This window comes from Streptomyces sp. NPDC047022 (genome assembly GCF_040644155.1).
GTDB lineage: Bacteria > Actinomycetota > Actinomycetes > Streptomycetales > Streptomycetaceae > Streptomyces.
The window spans coordinates 189,152-205,056 of record NZ_JBEYVV010000002.1 but is presented as its reverse complement, the minus strand read 5'-3'; the positions used below and the strand labels follow the sequence as shown (position 1 = coordinate 205,056).

Below are 15,905 nucleotides of genomic sequence, written 5' to 3'. Positions count from 1 at the left end.
TGATGACTCGACCACCGATTCGTGCGCGGGGTAGGGGATGCGCATGTCAGGTCCACGAAAGAGACGCGCACGTGTGGGGCTGGTGCCCCTTACCGCCGTCGCTGGTGGGCTGCTCGCCCTGCTGATCGGGCTTGCCTTCATGATGCTGCTCTGGACGATCATCGGGCTCGGCGAGTCGACGGCCGCCGACCGCCACGCACAGACGGCGCTCGCCCAGGCGAGGACGGTCGAGGGACTCATCGTCGACCTGGAGACAGGCCAGCGCGGCTTCGTCATCACCGGGGAGAAGCAGTTCCTTGAGCCATGGCAGACCGCCCGGACCACATTCTCCGGCCAGGCACAGCGACTCGTGCGCCTCAGCACCACCGCCGGCCAGAAGACCCTGGCACAGCAAATCAGGCAGGCTGGCGAGTCTCTCATCCACGACTACTCGATTCCGCTGGTCGCGGCTGCGAGCCGAGGGGATCCCCGTGCACGCGGCGTGGAGGCGACGCTGGAAGGGAAGCGGCGCGTCGATGCGCTCAGGAAGCAGTTCGACCGGTACGACTCGACCCAGGCAGCCCTGATCACGGCACGTGAAAGCGCGGCCGATGATGACGCCCGGGAGGCGGTCGTGGCAGCGTCGATCGGCCTTGCCGGCTCGATGCTCCTCATCGCGACCTTCGCCGGGTACGTGGTCCGGGCTGTCGTCTGGCCGGTCCGCAAGGCGGCCGGCGTGGCGTCCCGGCTCGCCGGCGGCGACCTCTCCGTGCGGATGCCCGAAACCGGCAGAGGCGAGATCGGGCAGCTCGGGACGGCGTTCAACACCATGGCCTGCTCACTTGAGGAGAGCCGTGAGCAGGCACGTCACGCTCACGAGCGCCTCGGACTGTTGTACGAAGCCAGCGTTGTCATCGGCACGACTCTCGACGCGAAACAGACCGCACAAGAACTGGTGCGCGTGCTGGTCCCGCGGTTCGCCGACTTCGTCACCGTCGATCTGGCCTTGCCCGTCCTGCTCGTCGACGAGCCGCTCGCCGACCACGGCGCATGGGCTCGCCGCGTCGCACTGGGCGGGGTCCGCGATGCTCCCCCGCTCGAACCCGTGGGCTCACAGATCGCTCTCGCGACCGCGAGCGCGACTTTCGTGCCGGACCTTCGCACCTCCTCCGTATGGCAGGCCCATCACGGCCACCAGGCCCGCAGGCTGCTGGACTACGGCATGCACTCGCTGATCACCGCCCCGCTGTACTCACGGCGCACACTTCTGGGTGCGGTCGGCCTCTGGCGAGCGGAGAACCCCAGCCCGTTTGCGGAGGACGAGCTGTCCGATGCCGAGGAAATCGCGGCCAAGGCCGCCGTGGCGATCGACAACGCCCTCCGCTACGCGCGCGAGCACGACACGGCGCTGACGCTGCAGCGAAGCATGCTGCCCCGCAGCTTCAACCCTCCCGGCGGTATCGAGATCGCCCACCGCTACCTGCCCGCCTCCGAGGCCAGTGAGGTGGGCGGCGACTGGTACGACGTGGCCGCCATGACCCCCGGCAAGGCCGCCCTGGCCATCGGCGACGTCATGGGGCACGGCATCCCCGCCGCCGCCGTCATGGGGCAGATGCGCAGCACACTCCGCGCCCTGGTCCGCCTGGACCTGCCCCCCGACCAGCTGCTGCACCACCTTGATCAGACAATGCAGGACCTCGACGGCCCGATCCTGGCCACATGCCTGTACGGCGTCTGTGACGCCGCGGCCAACCGCTGCCGGCTCGCCCGGGCAGGACATCCCCCACCTGCCCTGATCACCCCCGACGGCACTGCCCGCCTCGTCGACCTGCCCACTGGCGCACCGCTCGGCATCGGTGGCATCTCCTACACGACCACCGAGATCCCCGTCGTTCCCGGGACCGTGCTCGTCCTCTACACCGACGGACTCGTCGAAGCCCGAGAGCACGACCTCGATGAGCGCCTGGAGGAGCTCACCCGCCTCCTCGCCGGTACTCATCCGTCCCTCGACGAGCTGGCCGACACCCTCATCGACCGCCTCGCCCCAACCCCCGCGCAGGACGACATCGCCCTCCTCATCGCCCGCGTCGGCACGTCGATCCCCCGGTGAACCCCCGATGAGGTGAATCAACCCCTTGCGCTCGGACAACGGGGAAGAGCGCGCCGGCGGTTCAAGGGGGTGGCCCTTCGATACGCGAGACGGCGCTGACACCAGCCCCAACGACGTGACCGAGCGGCCATCTGGTGGCTGCTGTGCGACACCCGGCGCCGCCCACCCTGAACGCCGCAGTGGGGGCCCTGTTTCCCCTACGGGTGGCGCCGGAGTCACGACGAGAGTTGACGGCCCGTCAGTGTCTCTTTGGCGGGACAACACCGTCAGATGTTAATGAACGCGAAGGCACGGAGCGGTGTCTGAAAGGGCAGCATCGCTCGAATCTGCTGGATGGGCCGACAGGCCGATGAGACGATTTCTGGAATCCATCACTCCGGCGAATATGCGAAGAAACGTAGCGGCATTACGGGAGAACGCAGCTTCCGCCACATGAGCCCCACTGCGGGCCTGGATGGGTTGGCCGGTGAGCCGGACGGCGACTTCAGGGTCCAGCGATCCCAGAGTCTGGAGAGTTCGGCTCAGTTGGCACAGCAACGTGCAAGCGATCAGATACAGGAGGGCGCTCAGTGAGGCACCCGCTCAAGAAAATCGTGATGACCGCCGCCGCCGCGGCGACTCTGGCCGTGGCCGTCCCTGCGGGCTCGGCAGCGGCACTCAGCCGTACGGACTGCGGCGGTCGCACGGACTTCACCAAGATCCACGAGTACAACGGGTCGAACCTCTGCTTTGCCAACGCGGGCGCGCAGAACGTCAAGATCTACGACGTGCACACCGTGAATTCAGGGAACAACCGGGTCTCGGTCACCATTGGCGGCCACACCTATTACCTCGACAAGTACCAGTCGATTCAAGACGTCGACGGCACCTCCACGACTATCACGTGGATCAAGATCTGGTGACCTGGGAGTTTCATGACGGCCCGTCAAAATGATGGCGGGCCGTCAACTCTCGTCATGGCTCCGGCGCTCTGGACCGATGCGATCGTGCTGCTCGATCCCTCTCGGAGCGGAGCAGGACGTGCTATCGAGCGTATGAGCGATATCGCCTCTGCACCCGATGCGGTACCGGCCCGCCCCTGACGCTCCTCGGACGGACAGCCACCCGTTGTGTGGATGTGGCCCAGGATCGGCCGCCGGCGCTGTGGGTGGGCTCGGCGGCCGGTGGCGACACGGATCAGTCGTGGCGAAGCAGGTGTGGGCCGACGGGACGGCGTCTGAGGCAGCCCGGGTGACGGGCCAGAAATCCCGTCCACGCCCCGTCCACACACACCGAGACGGGGCGTTCGAACGCGAGACAGCGTGAAACAGTCCACTGATCATCCGGGAATACGACAAGGACCCCGTGACCTGCCATTTTCGCAGGTCACGGGGCCCTTGTTCCCGTGTGGCGGCGCCAGGATCCGAACCTGGGAAGGCTGAGCCGGCACAGCTTTACAGCGGGCCGAGCCTGTCCTCTCTGGCCTGGGGGAACAAGTAGCCAGGCTTTCCTTGGGGGACACCCGGGGGAATCACGGCCTCAAGCCGCCTCGTAGTGATGGCCACTTTCCGCCGCATTACCCACATCGGGTCGTCGAGAGGGCTCTCGGCATCTTCCAGCCCAGCACATCGGAGGAACTCGACGACGTCGCGGCCGGAGTGGGCGAGACCAAGGATCTGACCACGCACGGTGCCCCGCCGAACGCCCGCACCGAGCGGAGGTTGCTCTGCCTCCGGGGCCGCACCATGAAGAAGCTGTCACGCTGCCGCAGCGATTGCGGCCCGGGTCTCGTCACAGCGGCGCACCCGAGGCGCGGCGCGGCTCATGACTCCCAGATGTGCCAGCCGACGTAGTCGGGCGTGTAGCTGGTGACCGTCGACTTCGCGGATGTCTGGCAGTTGGAGTAGACGCGGTAGCTGATGCCCTGGTTGCGGAGACGGTAGACGCCGTACTGAGCATGGGTCGTCTTGTGCGCCGGAGTCGTCGCGGACATGGAGTTGCCCATTTTCGCGGTCATCGAAGCCGAAAGGGTCACATCGAACTTCGCCTCGATCTTCGTGATCATCACACTGACGCTGGTGCTCAGCGAACCAGAGTAGGAGACACCGACCGTGCCGCCGACCTCGGCGGTGAAAGTCGATGTGGCGGAATGGCTTGTGCCGTTGGTGTTCGCCTGCGCAGCCCCCACAACACTCATGTAGTCAGCTCCCTTCGAGCTTGGCGTGTACACGGTGGCGTAATCGCATATCTGGCCCTTCGGGCTGTTGCCCGAAGTTCCCGTGCCGCCGGGAATGTCGGGCTCCGTGTCGACCTGGTCGGCCGGTACGTCGACCAGTCCCGTGTCAGAGGGATCGGCTGCCAGCGGTGCGGCGGTGCCGACCTCCACCGGCGAACCGTCGGAAGAGGTGGGGTCAGCGGCGAATGCCACTCCGGCACCGGTGCCCGCGGTGAGGACAGCGGCGAGCGAGAGTGCCGTGCATGCACGTCTGACAGTGGAGTTCACGATATTTCTCCAGATAAGAAAAGGTGGATAGTTCGCACTTGAGCTTCTTGAGCGGCCCAAGTGGTTTCGTTGCGTCAGCGGTTCTCAGGAGGATGGGAATCCCACCCCACAGCGAACGAATATGTGACGTTCTTTCCGCGCGGAGACAAGGCGATGGTGGCCTTCCCCCGAGGCGCGGTGAACCCGATTTCATTGAGGCTCGGCTCGATGGTTCCTGAGGCGCAGTACACCGGGAAAGAGATCTTGGTCGGCTCCACGGACACCTGAAGCGTGCCCGGGCCTTGACAGTTCACAGCGATGGCCAGTGTCCCGCCCTTCTTGATGCCGCCCTTGAGGTCGTACGCCGCGCCGCCGCTGACCGAGGCCTCCGAGATGAGTACGGGGATCCCGCGGCTTCGCAGGTTGGGAGGCTTCTTCGCGGAGGGCTTGTGGGGGTTGGGGTCCGACACACCCTCTTGAGCCCCCGACGTCGCAGGGGGCCGCGTGGGCTGGCCCTGCGGGTGGGGTGCCTGTCCTGAGGTAGTACAGGCCGCGGTGCCCAAGGTGCCGAGCAGTACCGCCCCGACTACGGCTCCTGCATATCGGTTCGTGAACACGAGATCTCCTAGATGGACCAGTCGACGTACTCGGACACATAGCTGGTGACGGTCGATGAGCTGGTCGTCTTGTAGTTAGAGCAGAGGCATTAGCTGATGCCCTGCACTACAGCCGGGCGGTAGCGGCATGTCCACAACAATCATGGCTCGCCCGGTTGATCGTCAAGGAAATGTGAAGAATCTGAGCAGGACTTGAGCTTTGGCCTTGACAGTTCGCGCACAGTCTGCTCTAAGGCTGTCAATGGCTCGGCGCATCTGCCGTGCTTGCGGGCGAGCTACTGGCCGATCCCACCAGCGAGTGGCGCTTGCGCGTCCGGCCAGACGAACCGGGCGAGCCTTACGCACAGGTGGACTGCACAGCCGCTGCCCGGCACCCGAACAGTCACATAATTCGTACTTCCCCGCTTGTGGTGGCGCCTGTAGCTGCCCGCGGTGCCGCGGTTAACGCGCCCTCAGATGGGCCAATAGAGGCAACAGATATCGCGTAGACGTACAAGCCCGAGGAGCCGGTGTGCCCGCGCACCTTCGTGAACCATCGGGTTGCGTGCCGCGTCCTCCTGATGCGCGGCCCGTGCCAGGCGGGCGCTGTGCGAGGGAGAGCAGGGGACGGATGACGGGTGAAACGGTCGGTATCGGGCTGGCCGTATTGGTGGGCCTGGTGGGTCTGTGGGCCAGTGCGCGGGAGGCACGGCTGCAGATGCGGCTGAGCCGCTACGGGCTGCACGCCGAGGGGGTGGTGGTGGACCAGGAGCATGAGACCGGGGACGATTCTTCGACGCCCGTCATCGAGTTCATCGACCGGCAGGGCCGACCCGTCAGGTTCCGGCCCCCCACGACGGCGACGGGGCTGGACCTCGGAACCCATGTACCGGTCGCCTACCTCCCCGAAAGGCCGGAAAGCGCACGGGTGTTCACCTGGAAGTACCGCCTACATCAGATCGTCGGCCTGTTCCTCTTCGCCATGATGTTCCTCGGCACCGCGGCTGGGTGCCTGCTGGCGCGCTGAGCTTGTTCTCCCTCCTCGTTCTCACCAATGTCCCGGGACAACACACCTAGTTCCGTGGGCGCGTGCAGCATCACCCGAACCAGCCTGCGGCGACTCGCGCCACGACGGTTTTCAAGACCGATGGGCGATCACGGGGCTCATCCCTCTGACCTGCATGGCAAGCCCACGCGAAGCGCTCCGCGAGGCTTCTGGCCCACACATGGCCCACAGGCAGCAGCCCTCGGTAACAAAGTCGGCACGCGGCCACCGGGGTGAATCGACGGGGCGTCAGATCGATTGTCAGCCGGAGGCTGGGCTGCCTGATCCAGGGTGACGGAAGGCAATCCTCGGCCGAGAGATCCCTCTTCCGCCGTCTGGGAGCAGACCGTGACTTTCGCACTGCCAGGCTCAGCTGTGAGCAGGTACCGCGGCGCCTCGGCGGGCAGCCGTCGACGTGCACTGACCGTCGCGGCCAGCATGCTCTGTGCCGCGACCATCACCCCGGTGGCGCTGTCCGGGTCCGCCCATGCCCAGGGCACCTGTACGAGCTCTGGTTCCACCATCACCTGTACGTTCGCCTCCACGGGTGCCGAACAGACGTTCACCGTCCCCGGTGGCGTCACGCAAGTCGACGTCACGGCAATCGGCGGCCACGGTGGCCAGGAGGGGGCCGTTTTCACGAGCGGCGGCCGTGGCGCTCAGGTTTCAGGCACGCTCACCGGACTGTCCAGTGGACAGACGCTCTACGTCGAAGTCGGCGGCGCCGCCACCAACAACGGATCCTGCTACCCGAACTCACTGTGCATCGGCGGCTTCAACGGCGGCGGCAGCAGCCACTACGGCGGCGGAGGAGGCGGAGCCTCCGATGTCCGCACCCAACCCAACACCACCCCCCTCACCACCACCGACTCCCGCCTCATCGTGGCCGCGGGCGGCGGTGGAGCCGGTCTGCAGTTTTCAAACGGTTGCCCGGGAAGCCAGGGTGGGGATGCCGGCCAGCCGGGCACGCCCGGGGGGGTGCAGCGGAGGAACCGGTGGCGGGGCAGGCACCGCCACCCAAGGCGGGATCGGCGGTACACCGGGCGGTGGGAACGGGACGCTCGGCACCGGCGGCGACGGCAGCGGTGGTCTCAGTAATGGAACGAGTGGCGGAGGAGGCGGCGGCTACTACGGCGGCGGAGGCGGAGGCGACCTCAACTTCTCGGTCACCCCGGTCGGCAACGCGGGCGGCGGGGGCGGCGGCTCATCCCTCGTACCCACCAGCGGCACCGGCCCCACACCGACCAGCGCTGCTGCGAGTATCACCATCACCTACATCTCACCCATCGGCCCGACCGGCCCCACGGGTCCGACTGGCCCGACCGGTGACACCGGCGCTACCGGCGTGCAGGGCCCGACCGGCCCGCAGGGTTCAACCGGCCCCGTCGGGCCGGTGCTCAGCCTCGACACGGTGAGTCTCGGCCACGCCGCCATCGTGGTGCAGACGGACTCCCACGGCTTGGCTTGGATCCAGGAGCGGCCGCTCCCGCACCGTGGCGGTACCGGTGGTCGATGGGTCGCGTTGTCGAACATCGCCGGCTACCCGTCGGCCCCGATCGCGAACGCCTCACTGCTCGTCTCCGACGGGCGCCTGTTCATCACCCTAGTGACGGCCGACGGCCAGAACTACGTCGCGAACTGCCCACTCAACCACGGCTCGGTCACCGAACACATCCTGCACCACGAGTGCGAACCGTTCATGCCCGTCGCTGGTCCCCCGTCCTAGGGCGCGTATCGGTGACTCGCGCCACGACGGTTCTCAAGACCGACAAGCGTGCAGTACGAACGCCCTGGCCAGAGGTTGTTTCGGCTTCTGTGAGGGGCTGCCTGGCCCGCCCTTGGCCCACAGGCCCCAAAAAGAGGACCGGATCCCGCTCCCTGGATAGCCCGGGGGCAGGTTCACCGCACAGTTCACCCTGGCAACAGCTCTGGGCAAGTGCAAATAGCAGATTCAACCTCTCCGAGAGCGAGAGAGCGTGTCCCGCTCGAACGCGGCGCTGGCGTCGTGTCAGCCGACGCAGCCGGTAACGGGGGCAGGGCTGAGGAGGCAGTTGGTGGGGGTGTTGCCGGTGAAGGCGGAACCGCTGGTGTTGCTGATGGCTACGGTGGTGTAGATGCCGCCGGGTGCCGGGGCGATCGGTGCGGTGTTGTTGTTCACGCTGGAGTTGGTGAGCGCCGTGAAAGTGCCGCCGTTGTTGTAGATGCCCGCGGCAGCGGAGCCGGTACCGGTAACCCTGTTGGCGTCGATATGGGAGGAGTCCACCGACACGGACACGCCGCTGTTGAAGGTATCGGCGTACAGGCCGCCGCCCTGTGAGTAGCGGCCGGAGGCGAGATTGCCGGTGAGAGTGGTGCCGTTCTGCAGGTTCAGCACGGTTGGCACATCACCGTTTCCGTGCGTCGCGATGCCCCCTCCATGCCCGAAGGCGCCGACCAGCTGATTGCCTTTCACAGTGGTGCTGTCCAGGGTAAGCGGGCCGGTCTCCATCATGATGCCCCCGCCCAGATTGCTGAAGCTGTCGTCCGTGGTGAAACCGGTGACCGAGTTGCCGCTGATCGTGGAACCCGTGATCGTGCCACTCCCGCCGGGGTCCGGGGCGAAGAGAAGTGCGCCCCCGCCTTCCACACTGTTCGAGACCCGATTGTCCGCGATCGTGGTACTGGTGACGGACAGCGTGCCGGAGCTGATGAAGACCATGCCGCCGCCGGCCAGTTTCGCCGTGTTGTGGCTAATGGTGCTGTTCGTGACGGTCGCGGACAGGCTGGTGGCGAGGTACATGCCTCCGCCTGCGACGTTGGCGCGGTTGCGGGTCACGGTCACCGAGTCCAGGGCGACCGGGACACCTCCCGAAACCAGGATGCCGCCGCCTTGGGTGACAGTGGCGCGGTTGTCGCTGACCGTGCCGCCTGTGAGGGAGAGCGACGTAGAGCCCTCAGCTTCGATCGCACCGCCGGCAGGGGCCGAGTTGCCCTGGAAGTTAACGTTGGTAGTGGTCAGAGACCCGCCATTGGTATTGAGGAGTACGCCGCCACCAGAGCTCGCGCCGATGACGTTGCCGTTCATGACGGTAAGGGCGTCCATGGTCAGTGATGTGGCGCCGACCTCGATGATCCGGAAATTGGTGGTGGCGTTCGGGTCGCGGCGGATGGTCGCGTTGTGGCCATGGATCACCAGCGGCGCGGTGATCGTGGGGAGCTGGCCGTCGGCGTCGGTGAGGGTGTACACGCAGTACGACGTCAGGTCCAGAATGTGGTCGTTCAGCCCGCCGTTGGAGTCGTTGATCGCCTGGACCAGAGCCGTGTCCGAGCAGGCCACCGGCGTATTCGCGTGCGCCGGAAGGACCGCCAATCCTGCGAGCAGCACACCCGCCGCCACAGACACCCCGACCTGCAAGCTCCGCCTGGCCATCGCTGTCCTCCGCCGCTCGTCCGGACCATCCGGTCCGCCGACGCGGAACGGCAGCAGCAAAGCTAACCAGGGCATACAACCATCAGGGCCAACATACCGCCCTGCAACGGACGGTCATGCGATCGGCCTACAGCGGCCAGGTTGAGAGGCGGCACACGCAGGCCCCCGAACGCCGAAGGCGAGTTGGAGGGCCATTGCACCCCGCTCCACATCGAGCGCCTCCGTAAGGAGTATCCGCGCTGCCGTGTCGCATGCACCGCTTCATGGGTGGCCGGACCCGAACCTACATCAGACCCTGGCCTAGCACTTTGGCTGCGGAGTGCTGTCCGCCCTATTCATAGAAAGCTACATAAAGTGACGAGCGGTCACCTGTTGTGTTGTGGCTGCGGCGCGCTGTCGGCGTCCACGGTATGTCCGTTCGCGGCCGCTCTTTCTGACGAAGCGAGGCGTTCGGGATCCCACATGCGGGCAAGCAGCCCGGGCCGCAGGGCGGCCCGGTACAGGACCGGAGCAGGCTCAGGCCACGCCCGGGCATCTGGCGGCTGGTCATCGGCGCCCTGGCCATGCTGGCCATACTGGCGGGACCGTCCCTGCCGGCCCTGGCTGCCGCCCCGACGCGGGCGACCGCCCCCACGCCGAGCGCCTATGCCACCAATTTCAACTCGGACACGGTGTCGGTGGTCGACACGGCTACGAACACGGTCACCGCCACCATCCCCGTCGGAGGCGGCCCGACGGGTGTGGCCATCACCCCCCAAGGCACCCGCGCCTACGTCACCAAAGCCTTCTCGAACGATGTGTCGGTGATCGACACCACCACCAACACGGTCACCGCCACCATCCCCGTCGGCCTCTTCCCGATCGGTGTGGCCATCACGCCGTGCCCAGCAAGCAACAGCCACACCACGAATAAACGACCCGCCACGGACAGCGCACACGAGAGGAACAGCGACACCAGCACCATCAAGCACGGCGAACGATGCGAAAAGCAGCACCACCACAACGGCAGACACGACAAGAAGCAGAAACCCGGCAAGCACGACGCCAGGCACGGCGTGCCCAGCAGACAGCAGCCACACCACGGCTGACGACCCGCCACAGACGGCAGCCCCCTACGACGCTCGCGTAACGTCGCCTTGTGCTGGCACTCGATGCGCTGTCGACCTTGCTGAACGGCTCTCCCGCAGCCGGGCGCACCGCGCGCCGCAAGCGTGCATGTCTGAGTGACGTCCTCGGCCTCGCGGTGGTGCGTCGCTACTTCAGCGTGCCGATTAACCCACTGTCCACGGTGAAGTGGACTGCGCCGAAGTCCACAGAGGAAGTGGACCCCGCAAGCGTCGCGAACCCCCGCCAAGTCCGAACCGTGCTCGAGGGCGTACTTGGACAGGGTGAGCGCGGTGTCCACCTCGAAGCCTTTTCGGTTGCTTGTACTACGCCGCCATGCGACCCGCCGAAGCCGTCGGCCTGACCTCAGCCCAGTGCGACCTCCCGGAGAGCGGCTGGGGCAGGTTGACGCTACGCGGCGGCATCGTCCACGCCGGCCGTGACTGGACGGATGATGGTCGAGCCCGCCAAGACCGCCACCTGAAGGCGCGGGCAGCACGAGACTCCCGAGTAGTGCCCGTCCCGCCGCACTTCGTTGCGATGCTCCGCGAGCACATCCGGCGGCACGGCACAGCACCGGACGGACGCCTGTTCCGTACAAGCCGTGGCGGTGTCATTCAGGACACGGGATATGGCGAGGTCTGGGAGCGGACTCGCGAAGCCGCTCTGACGGACGCAGAGGAGCGTTCGCCGCTCGCCCGTCGGCCGCATGACCTCCGCTGCGCCGGCGTCTCCTTCTGGCTCTTCTCCGGCGTCGACCCCATGGAAGTGGCGCGCCGGGCCGGCCACTCGGTGGCTGTGCTGCTCCGCGTCTACGCGAAGGTTCTGGCCCAGGCACAGGAACGCGCGAACCGCCAGATCGAGGCTGGCCTGCGGGAATGGGACGGGGCTAGCGCATTCCCCGGGGGACGCCTGGGGGACACGCCCTGATCAGACGTGAGTGTCCCGCGTGACGAGGTGAGACAAAGGCCGCATTTCGATCACTCCTCGAACGTGAGCGTTCGATAAAAAGAAGCCCCCTCCGCGCTGCGTTTCCGCAGTTCAGAGGGGGCTTCTTCAAGGGTGGCGGCGCCAGGATTCGAACCTGGGAAGGCTGAGCCGGCAGATTTACAGACCGCGCAGCCGAAGGCGACTGACCTCGCAAAATCACCGACATGAGGCACACAACCCCACGCCTACCCCACGAAGCATGGGTGCGCCGGTTGCGTCCACTGAGCATCGCGAGAACAACGGACCCTCTTGTCCTTCTGACTTATCGCGCTAATCGTTGTGCGCTGCGGCGCTGCGCTCCGGCACCCTTGCCTCCATGACGAAGGTTGAGCAAGACAACGCTCGGGCCATCGCTGGCCTGGAAGCATTGACAGAGCTGCTGGAATCGGGTGTAACGACCTTCGCACCTGGTTCGGAAGACCAGCGGCCGTTCCTAGTCGGATGGGGCCTGCTGGCAGCCCTGCACGGTCAGGCGTCCGCCGTGGTGCTGCTTCATCGCAAGGGGTTCGGCCACGAGGCGGCCCCGAATCGTCGCTTGATGATCGAGTACATGGCGCAGATTCAATGGCTGGCGAGGGACGGAGGGGACGCCGTCGATTCTCTGAATAAGGCGCTCCAGCACACCCAGGACAAGCTGCGCAAGGCGATAGACCAGGGCGACACCTTCTCGTACGACGACGAGGTAGCTGCGTCGGCCGACGCAGTCGCGGCGGCAGTCATCACGCCCAACGCGGCCAACCAGTACGCGAACACCAGCAAGCTGCTGAACAGCCTGGCAACCAAGGGCCTGCTGGAAGTCTGGCTCAGTGAAACGCAGCTGTCGCACTCGGGGCTGACGGCTGCTCAGGCATTCCGTGATGACTCGAGCGAGGCCGTGCGACTGCTCGCACGGCCGGAGTATGGGAAGGCTCCCGACCCAAGCGAGCGTTCGCCACTCATGGCCTGCCTGCTGCTTCACCTCGGCATGCAGGCGTTCAACGACTTGATGGCGGGTCGGCCCTGGACCGCAGACCTTGACCGCATCGGCCGGGAGGTCGGGCTGATCGAGGACGAAAGCCCCGTTGGTTCCTGACGCGAGTCACCAAGTGGTTGCTGTCGCCCCCAGTAGCGCCACCTGACTGGCAGATTTACAGCGGGCTGGTTGCGGCCCACCTCACCAGTGCTGTTGCACAGTCTTGCCGCAGCCGGGGGACATGTGGGGGACGGAACCGACTTCCGGCGCCCCGAGCTAGGCGCCGCACAGTGACGAGATATTTCAGCAGAAGTTACGTCTTATCTAATATTCTGGGCATCATGAAGAGCATTGACATGGTTACCCACGGATCATCATGTCCTGATCTACCTTGTCACCGTTTGTCTTATTTTAATCTGTCGTGGCTAGATTTGGGGAGCGTTCCTGCATGGGTAGCCGCTTTTGTCGGCGCTGCGGCAGCGTACGGCGCACTAGCGACGCTTGGTAATCAAAGAGTGCAACTCGACGAGCAGCGCAAGTTTATTGCTGATCAGTCCAAGGTCCTGGAGCTGCAACGCAAGGAGTTGACAGCCTCTGCTGAGAAGCGGCAATGGGAGCAGGCCAGAAGGGTTGCATTCCGCTGCAGTAGGACCTGGGGCGACGAACGGCAGTGGTGGTTGGTGAGTAACCGCAGCTCGGGGTGGCTGCGTGACGTCAACGTTCTCTGGTTCGGCTGCTACGACCCAGGGACGCAGGTCATCTTCACTAGGATCATCGGGCGACGAGACTCGGAATCTCCGCCGCCAGTGGATCTAGGTCCGCTGGAGTCAGCGGAATTCCTCTCGCCCCCTGGCGGTTCCAAGCATGTGCAGTTTCGGGCCGACCTCTACTTCACAGATGAAGCGGGGCAGCGCTGGCACAAAGACTCGGAGGGGGGACTTCGTCCAGTGGCTGAAAATGCGGGCTTCTTGGACGCCGAGGCTCCAGGCTGACGGTGTAGTCACAAGCCCGGTCGCGCTGAGGCCGGGCTCGCTGTGTGCCGGCTTCCGCCCACTACCGATACTCAAAAGTGAGCCGCACTACTGCACGTACTGGCCAACTGTGCCGATGACCGCCACCAGCAGGCCCGCCGCAGTGGGAGAGACATCGGACCCCCGCACGTTAACCGGCACGCCTGTAGCGCAAGCGCTGGTTCAGGGCTGGCGAACGATACACACCAACTTGGCCCGTCAGCCTGTCCAGTGGCGCACCACAGGGCCACCCCCACTGTCAGTGCCCTGATCTACCGTGCTGCCATGGCACCTTCTGAGATCACTCGTGCAGGCATCCTGCAGGCGATTGCAGAGCACGACCGGCTCGGCCCGGAGGCGTTCCGGGATACCTACGGCTACCACGCCGCGATTACCTATCTCCTTGAACACGACGGAAAGCTTTACGACTCCAAAGCGATAGCCGGCGTCGCCCACAAGTACGACTTCGGCGTAGCGCTCAAGCCCTCTACCCCCGGGTTCAGCGGTGGTCTCAAGCACGCAGTGGCCTGGTTGAGGAGGGAGGGCTTCACCGTCGTAGAGCCCCCCAAGACCTTTCACCGGCGGGTGGGAGATGTCCGGCCGGCCCGTCGTGCGACGGGCCCTGCCCTGCACCGCCCCGTTCTTCTCCTCTGGGCAATCGGGCAGGCGATGGCCGGAGCCCCCCGACTGCAGCCATGGTCAGCCACCCGAGACGCCGTTGCTCCGCTCATGGTGAAGTACGGCCAGGTCGAAGACGGTGCGGACGGAACCCGTTACCCGTTTTGGGCTCTCACTCGCGATGAGCTCTGGACCGTTGAGCAGGGGCAGGAACTCACCCTGACCAGCCGAGGGCGCCGCCCCACCCTTGAATCCCTGAACGAAGTCAACCCAGCCGGCGGCCTGCGCGAGGACGACTACGACCTGCTCCGCTCGCACTCTGATGCCGCGGCCTCCGCGGCGGCAGGGCTGATCCTCCGCTACTTCCATCCCCTTCCCGAAAGCTTGCTGGAAGACTTCGGCCTTCACGAGCTGCTCGCCGGCAGGTGGCCAGATGCTCTGCGGCCTCTACTCGGGGAAACGTTCAAAGACCGCGAGGCCATCTGGCGCACCTACGGCGGACAGAAGATGGCAGGGATCGGCTGTCTCGCCGACGGCATCCTGAGCGTCTTCTCGGACGACAAGGGACCCTACGCCGACGGACGCATCCCGGATACAAACTGGATCGCCTACGTCGGCGACGGTCTCTCAGGTGACCAAAAGCTCACTGACGGCAACGAGCTCATGGCCGAGCATCAGACTGCTGGCCGCCCGCTGCGCCACTGGCACAAGCCGTTCCAGGGACAGTGGAGCTTCGAAACCTGGGCCGTGATCGTGCAACGCCGGCTGCGCTGGGGTACCGGAGAGGACAAGCAGCCGCGCCGCGAGTTCCTCTGGATTCTCGCGCCCGTCCCCTCCCCGGAACGTGAAACCTGGCCCCTTGAAGTGCTTGAGGCACTGGAGATTGATACGGGCGAGCTGCACGACGAAACGGACGACTACCGCCCCAGCGACGTCGACCTGGAAGCGCCCGGCACTGGAGAGAGCGACGAGGACGCGTACAGGCGCTTGGCGCAGAAGGCGGAAGCGAACGCCGAGCGTCGGGGCCAGCTGAAGAAGCCCACGCTGGCCGACAAGTATGTCCGCGACCCCAGCGCGAGAGCAGCGGTCATCAAGCGCTGTCAGAACAGGTGCGAAAGCCCTAAGTGCGCCGGCCACCCCACCGAGCGAACCACAGCCGGCCTGCCCATCCTGCAGGTCGACCACGTCAAGGACCTGGCCAAGGGCGGACCCGATGTCCCCTGGAACATGATCGCTCTATGCCCGAACTGCCATGCACTGAAGACCTACGGCGAGAACAGGGACAAGCTGCGACGGCTCCTCGCAGCTACAGCCCGCCGGCTACATGAGGAGAGGCTCAAGTAGCACAGGCATCGGTGCTTGCCCCAAGGTAGGCACCATGGGCGACGGGAACGGCTTTCAAGAGCGTCAAGCATGCAGTACGAACGCCCTGGTCAGAGGTTGTTTCGGCTTCTGTGAGGGGCTGTCTGGCCCACACATGGCCCACAGGCCCCGGAAAGGGGAGTGGATCGCGCTATCCGGATTAGCCCGGGGCACGTTCACCGGACAGTTCACTCCGGCAACAGCATGGGGCAAGTGCCGATGACAGATTTAGCGTCTCCGAGTGAGAGAGTCCGAATTTCCGACCGCAC

General features: G+C 65.8%; 11 protein-coding genes and 1 pseudogene. 9 read left to right on the top strand and 3 right to left on the bottom strand.

Annotated elements, in window-relative coordinates; all coding sequences use genetic code 11:
- Positions 1-73 precede the first annotated feature (73 nt).
- Positions 74-2,089, top strand: a complete 2,016-nt coding sequence (locus tag ABZ845_RS04330; protein ID WP_360972804.1) for a SpoIIE family protein phosphatase — start codon at positions 74-76, stop codon at positions 2,087-2,089.
- Between the two features lie 569 nt (positions 2,090-2,658).
- Positions 2,659-2,991, top strand: coding sequence for a beta/gamma crystallin domain-containing protein (locus ABZ845_RS04325; RefSeq protein ID WP_360972802.1), 333 nt, complete (start codon positions 2,659-2,661; stop codon positions 2,989-2,991).
- Between the two features lie 899 nt (positions 2,992-3,890).
- On the opposite strand, the gene ABZ845_RS04320 is transcribed toward ABZ845_RS04325, so the two are convergent.
- Both ABZ845_RS04320 and ABZ845_RS04315 read right to left on the bottom strand, forming a co-directional pair.
- Positions 3,891-4,571 (bottom strand): hypothetical protein, encoded by a 681-nt coding sequence (locus ABZ845_RS04320; RefSeq protein ID WP_360972800.1) that lies wholly within the window; start codon positions 4,569-4,571, stop codon positions 3,891-3,893.
- Between the two features lie 74 nt (positions 4,572-4,645).
- A complete protein-coding gene (locus tag ABZ845_RS04315) occupies positions 4,646-5,167 on the bottom strand; it encodes a hypothetical protein (protein ID WP_360972798.1) in 522 nt (173 codons plus the stop codon).
- A gap of 610 nt (positions 5,168-5,777) precedes the next feature.
- Between ABZ845_RS04315 and ABZ845_RS04310 the strand changes: the two genes are divergently transcribed.
- On the top strand, positions 5,778-6,173 hold the full coding sequence (locus ABZ845_RS04310; protein WP_360972796.1) for a DUF3592 domain-containing protein: 396 nt from the start codon (positions 5,778-5,780) through the stop codon (positions 6,171-6,173).
- Positions 6,174-7,140: 967 nt separating this feature from the next.
- Positions 7,141-7,917, top strand: a complete 777-nt coding sequence (locus ABZ845_RS04305; RefSeq protein ID WP_360972794.1) for a hypothetical protein — start codon at positions 7,141-7,143, stop codon at positions 7,915-7,917.
- A gap of 282 nt (positions 7,918-8,199) precedes the next feature.
- Here the strand turns inward: ABZ845_RS04305 and ABZ845_RS04300 are convergent, their stop codons facing one another.
- Positions 8,200-9,660, bottom strand: a complete 1,461-nt coding sequence (locus ABZ845_RS04300) for a right-handed parallel beta-helix repeat-containing protein (RefSeq protein ID WP_360972792.1) — start codon at positions 9,658-9,660, stop codon at positions 8,200-8,202.
- A gap of 503 nt (positions 9,661-10,163) precedes the next feature.
- On the opposite strand from ABZ845_RS04300, the gene ABZ845_RS04295 reads away from it, so the two are divergent.
- The 5 genes and pseudogenes from ABZ845_RS04295 (at position 10,164) to ABZ845_RS04275 (ending at position 15,618) form a co-directional block, all read left to right on the top strand.
- The gene (locus tag ABZ845_RS04295) at positions 10,164-10,688 is read left to right on the top strand and encodes a YncE family protein (protein ID WP_360972790.1); all 525 of its coding nucleotides are present in this window, start codon (positions 10,164-10,166) and stop codon (positions 10,686-10,688) included.
- Positions 10,689-10,741: 53 nt separating this feature from the next.
- A pseudogene (locus ABZ845_RS04290) lies at positions 10,742-11,634 on the top strand (tyrosine-type recombinase/integrase); the annotation flags it as partial.
- A gap of 376 nt (positions 11,635-12,010) precedes the next feature.
- Complete coding sequence (locus ABZ845_RS04285; RefSeq protein WP_360972788.1) at positions 12,011-12,766, top strand: hypothetical protein; 756 nt, start codon at positions 12,011-12,013, stop codon at positions 12,764-12,766.
- A gap of 221 nt (positions 12,767-12,987) precedes the next feature.
- Complete coding sequence (locus tag ABZ845_RS04280; protein WP_360972786.1) at positions 12,988-13,638, top strand: hypothetical protein; 651 nt, start codon at positions 12,988-12,990, stop codon at positions 13,636-13,638.
- A gap of 303 nt (positions 13,639-13,941) precedes the next feature.
- On the top strand, positions 13,942-15,618 hold the full coding sequence (locus ABZ845_RS04275; protein ID WP_360972784.1) for an HNH endonuclease: 1,677 nt from the start codon (positions 13,942-13,944) through the stop codon (positions 15,616-15,618).
- Positions 15,619-15,905 lie beyond the last annotated feature (287 nt).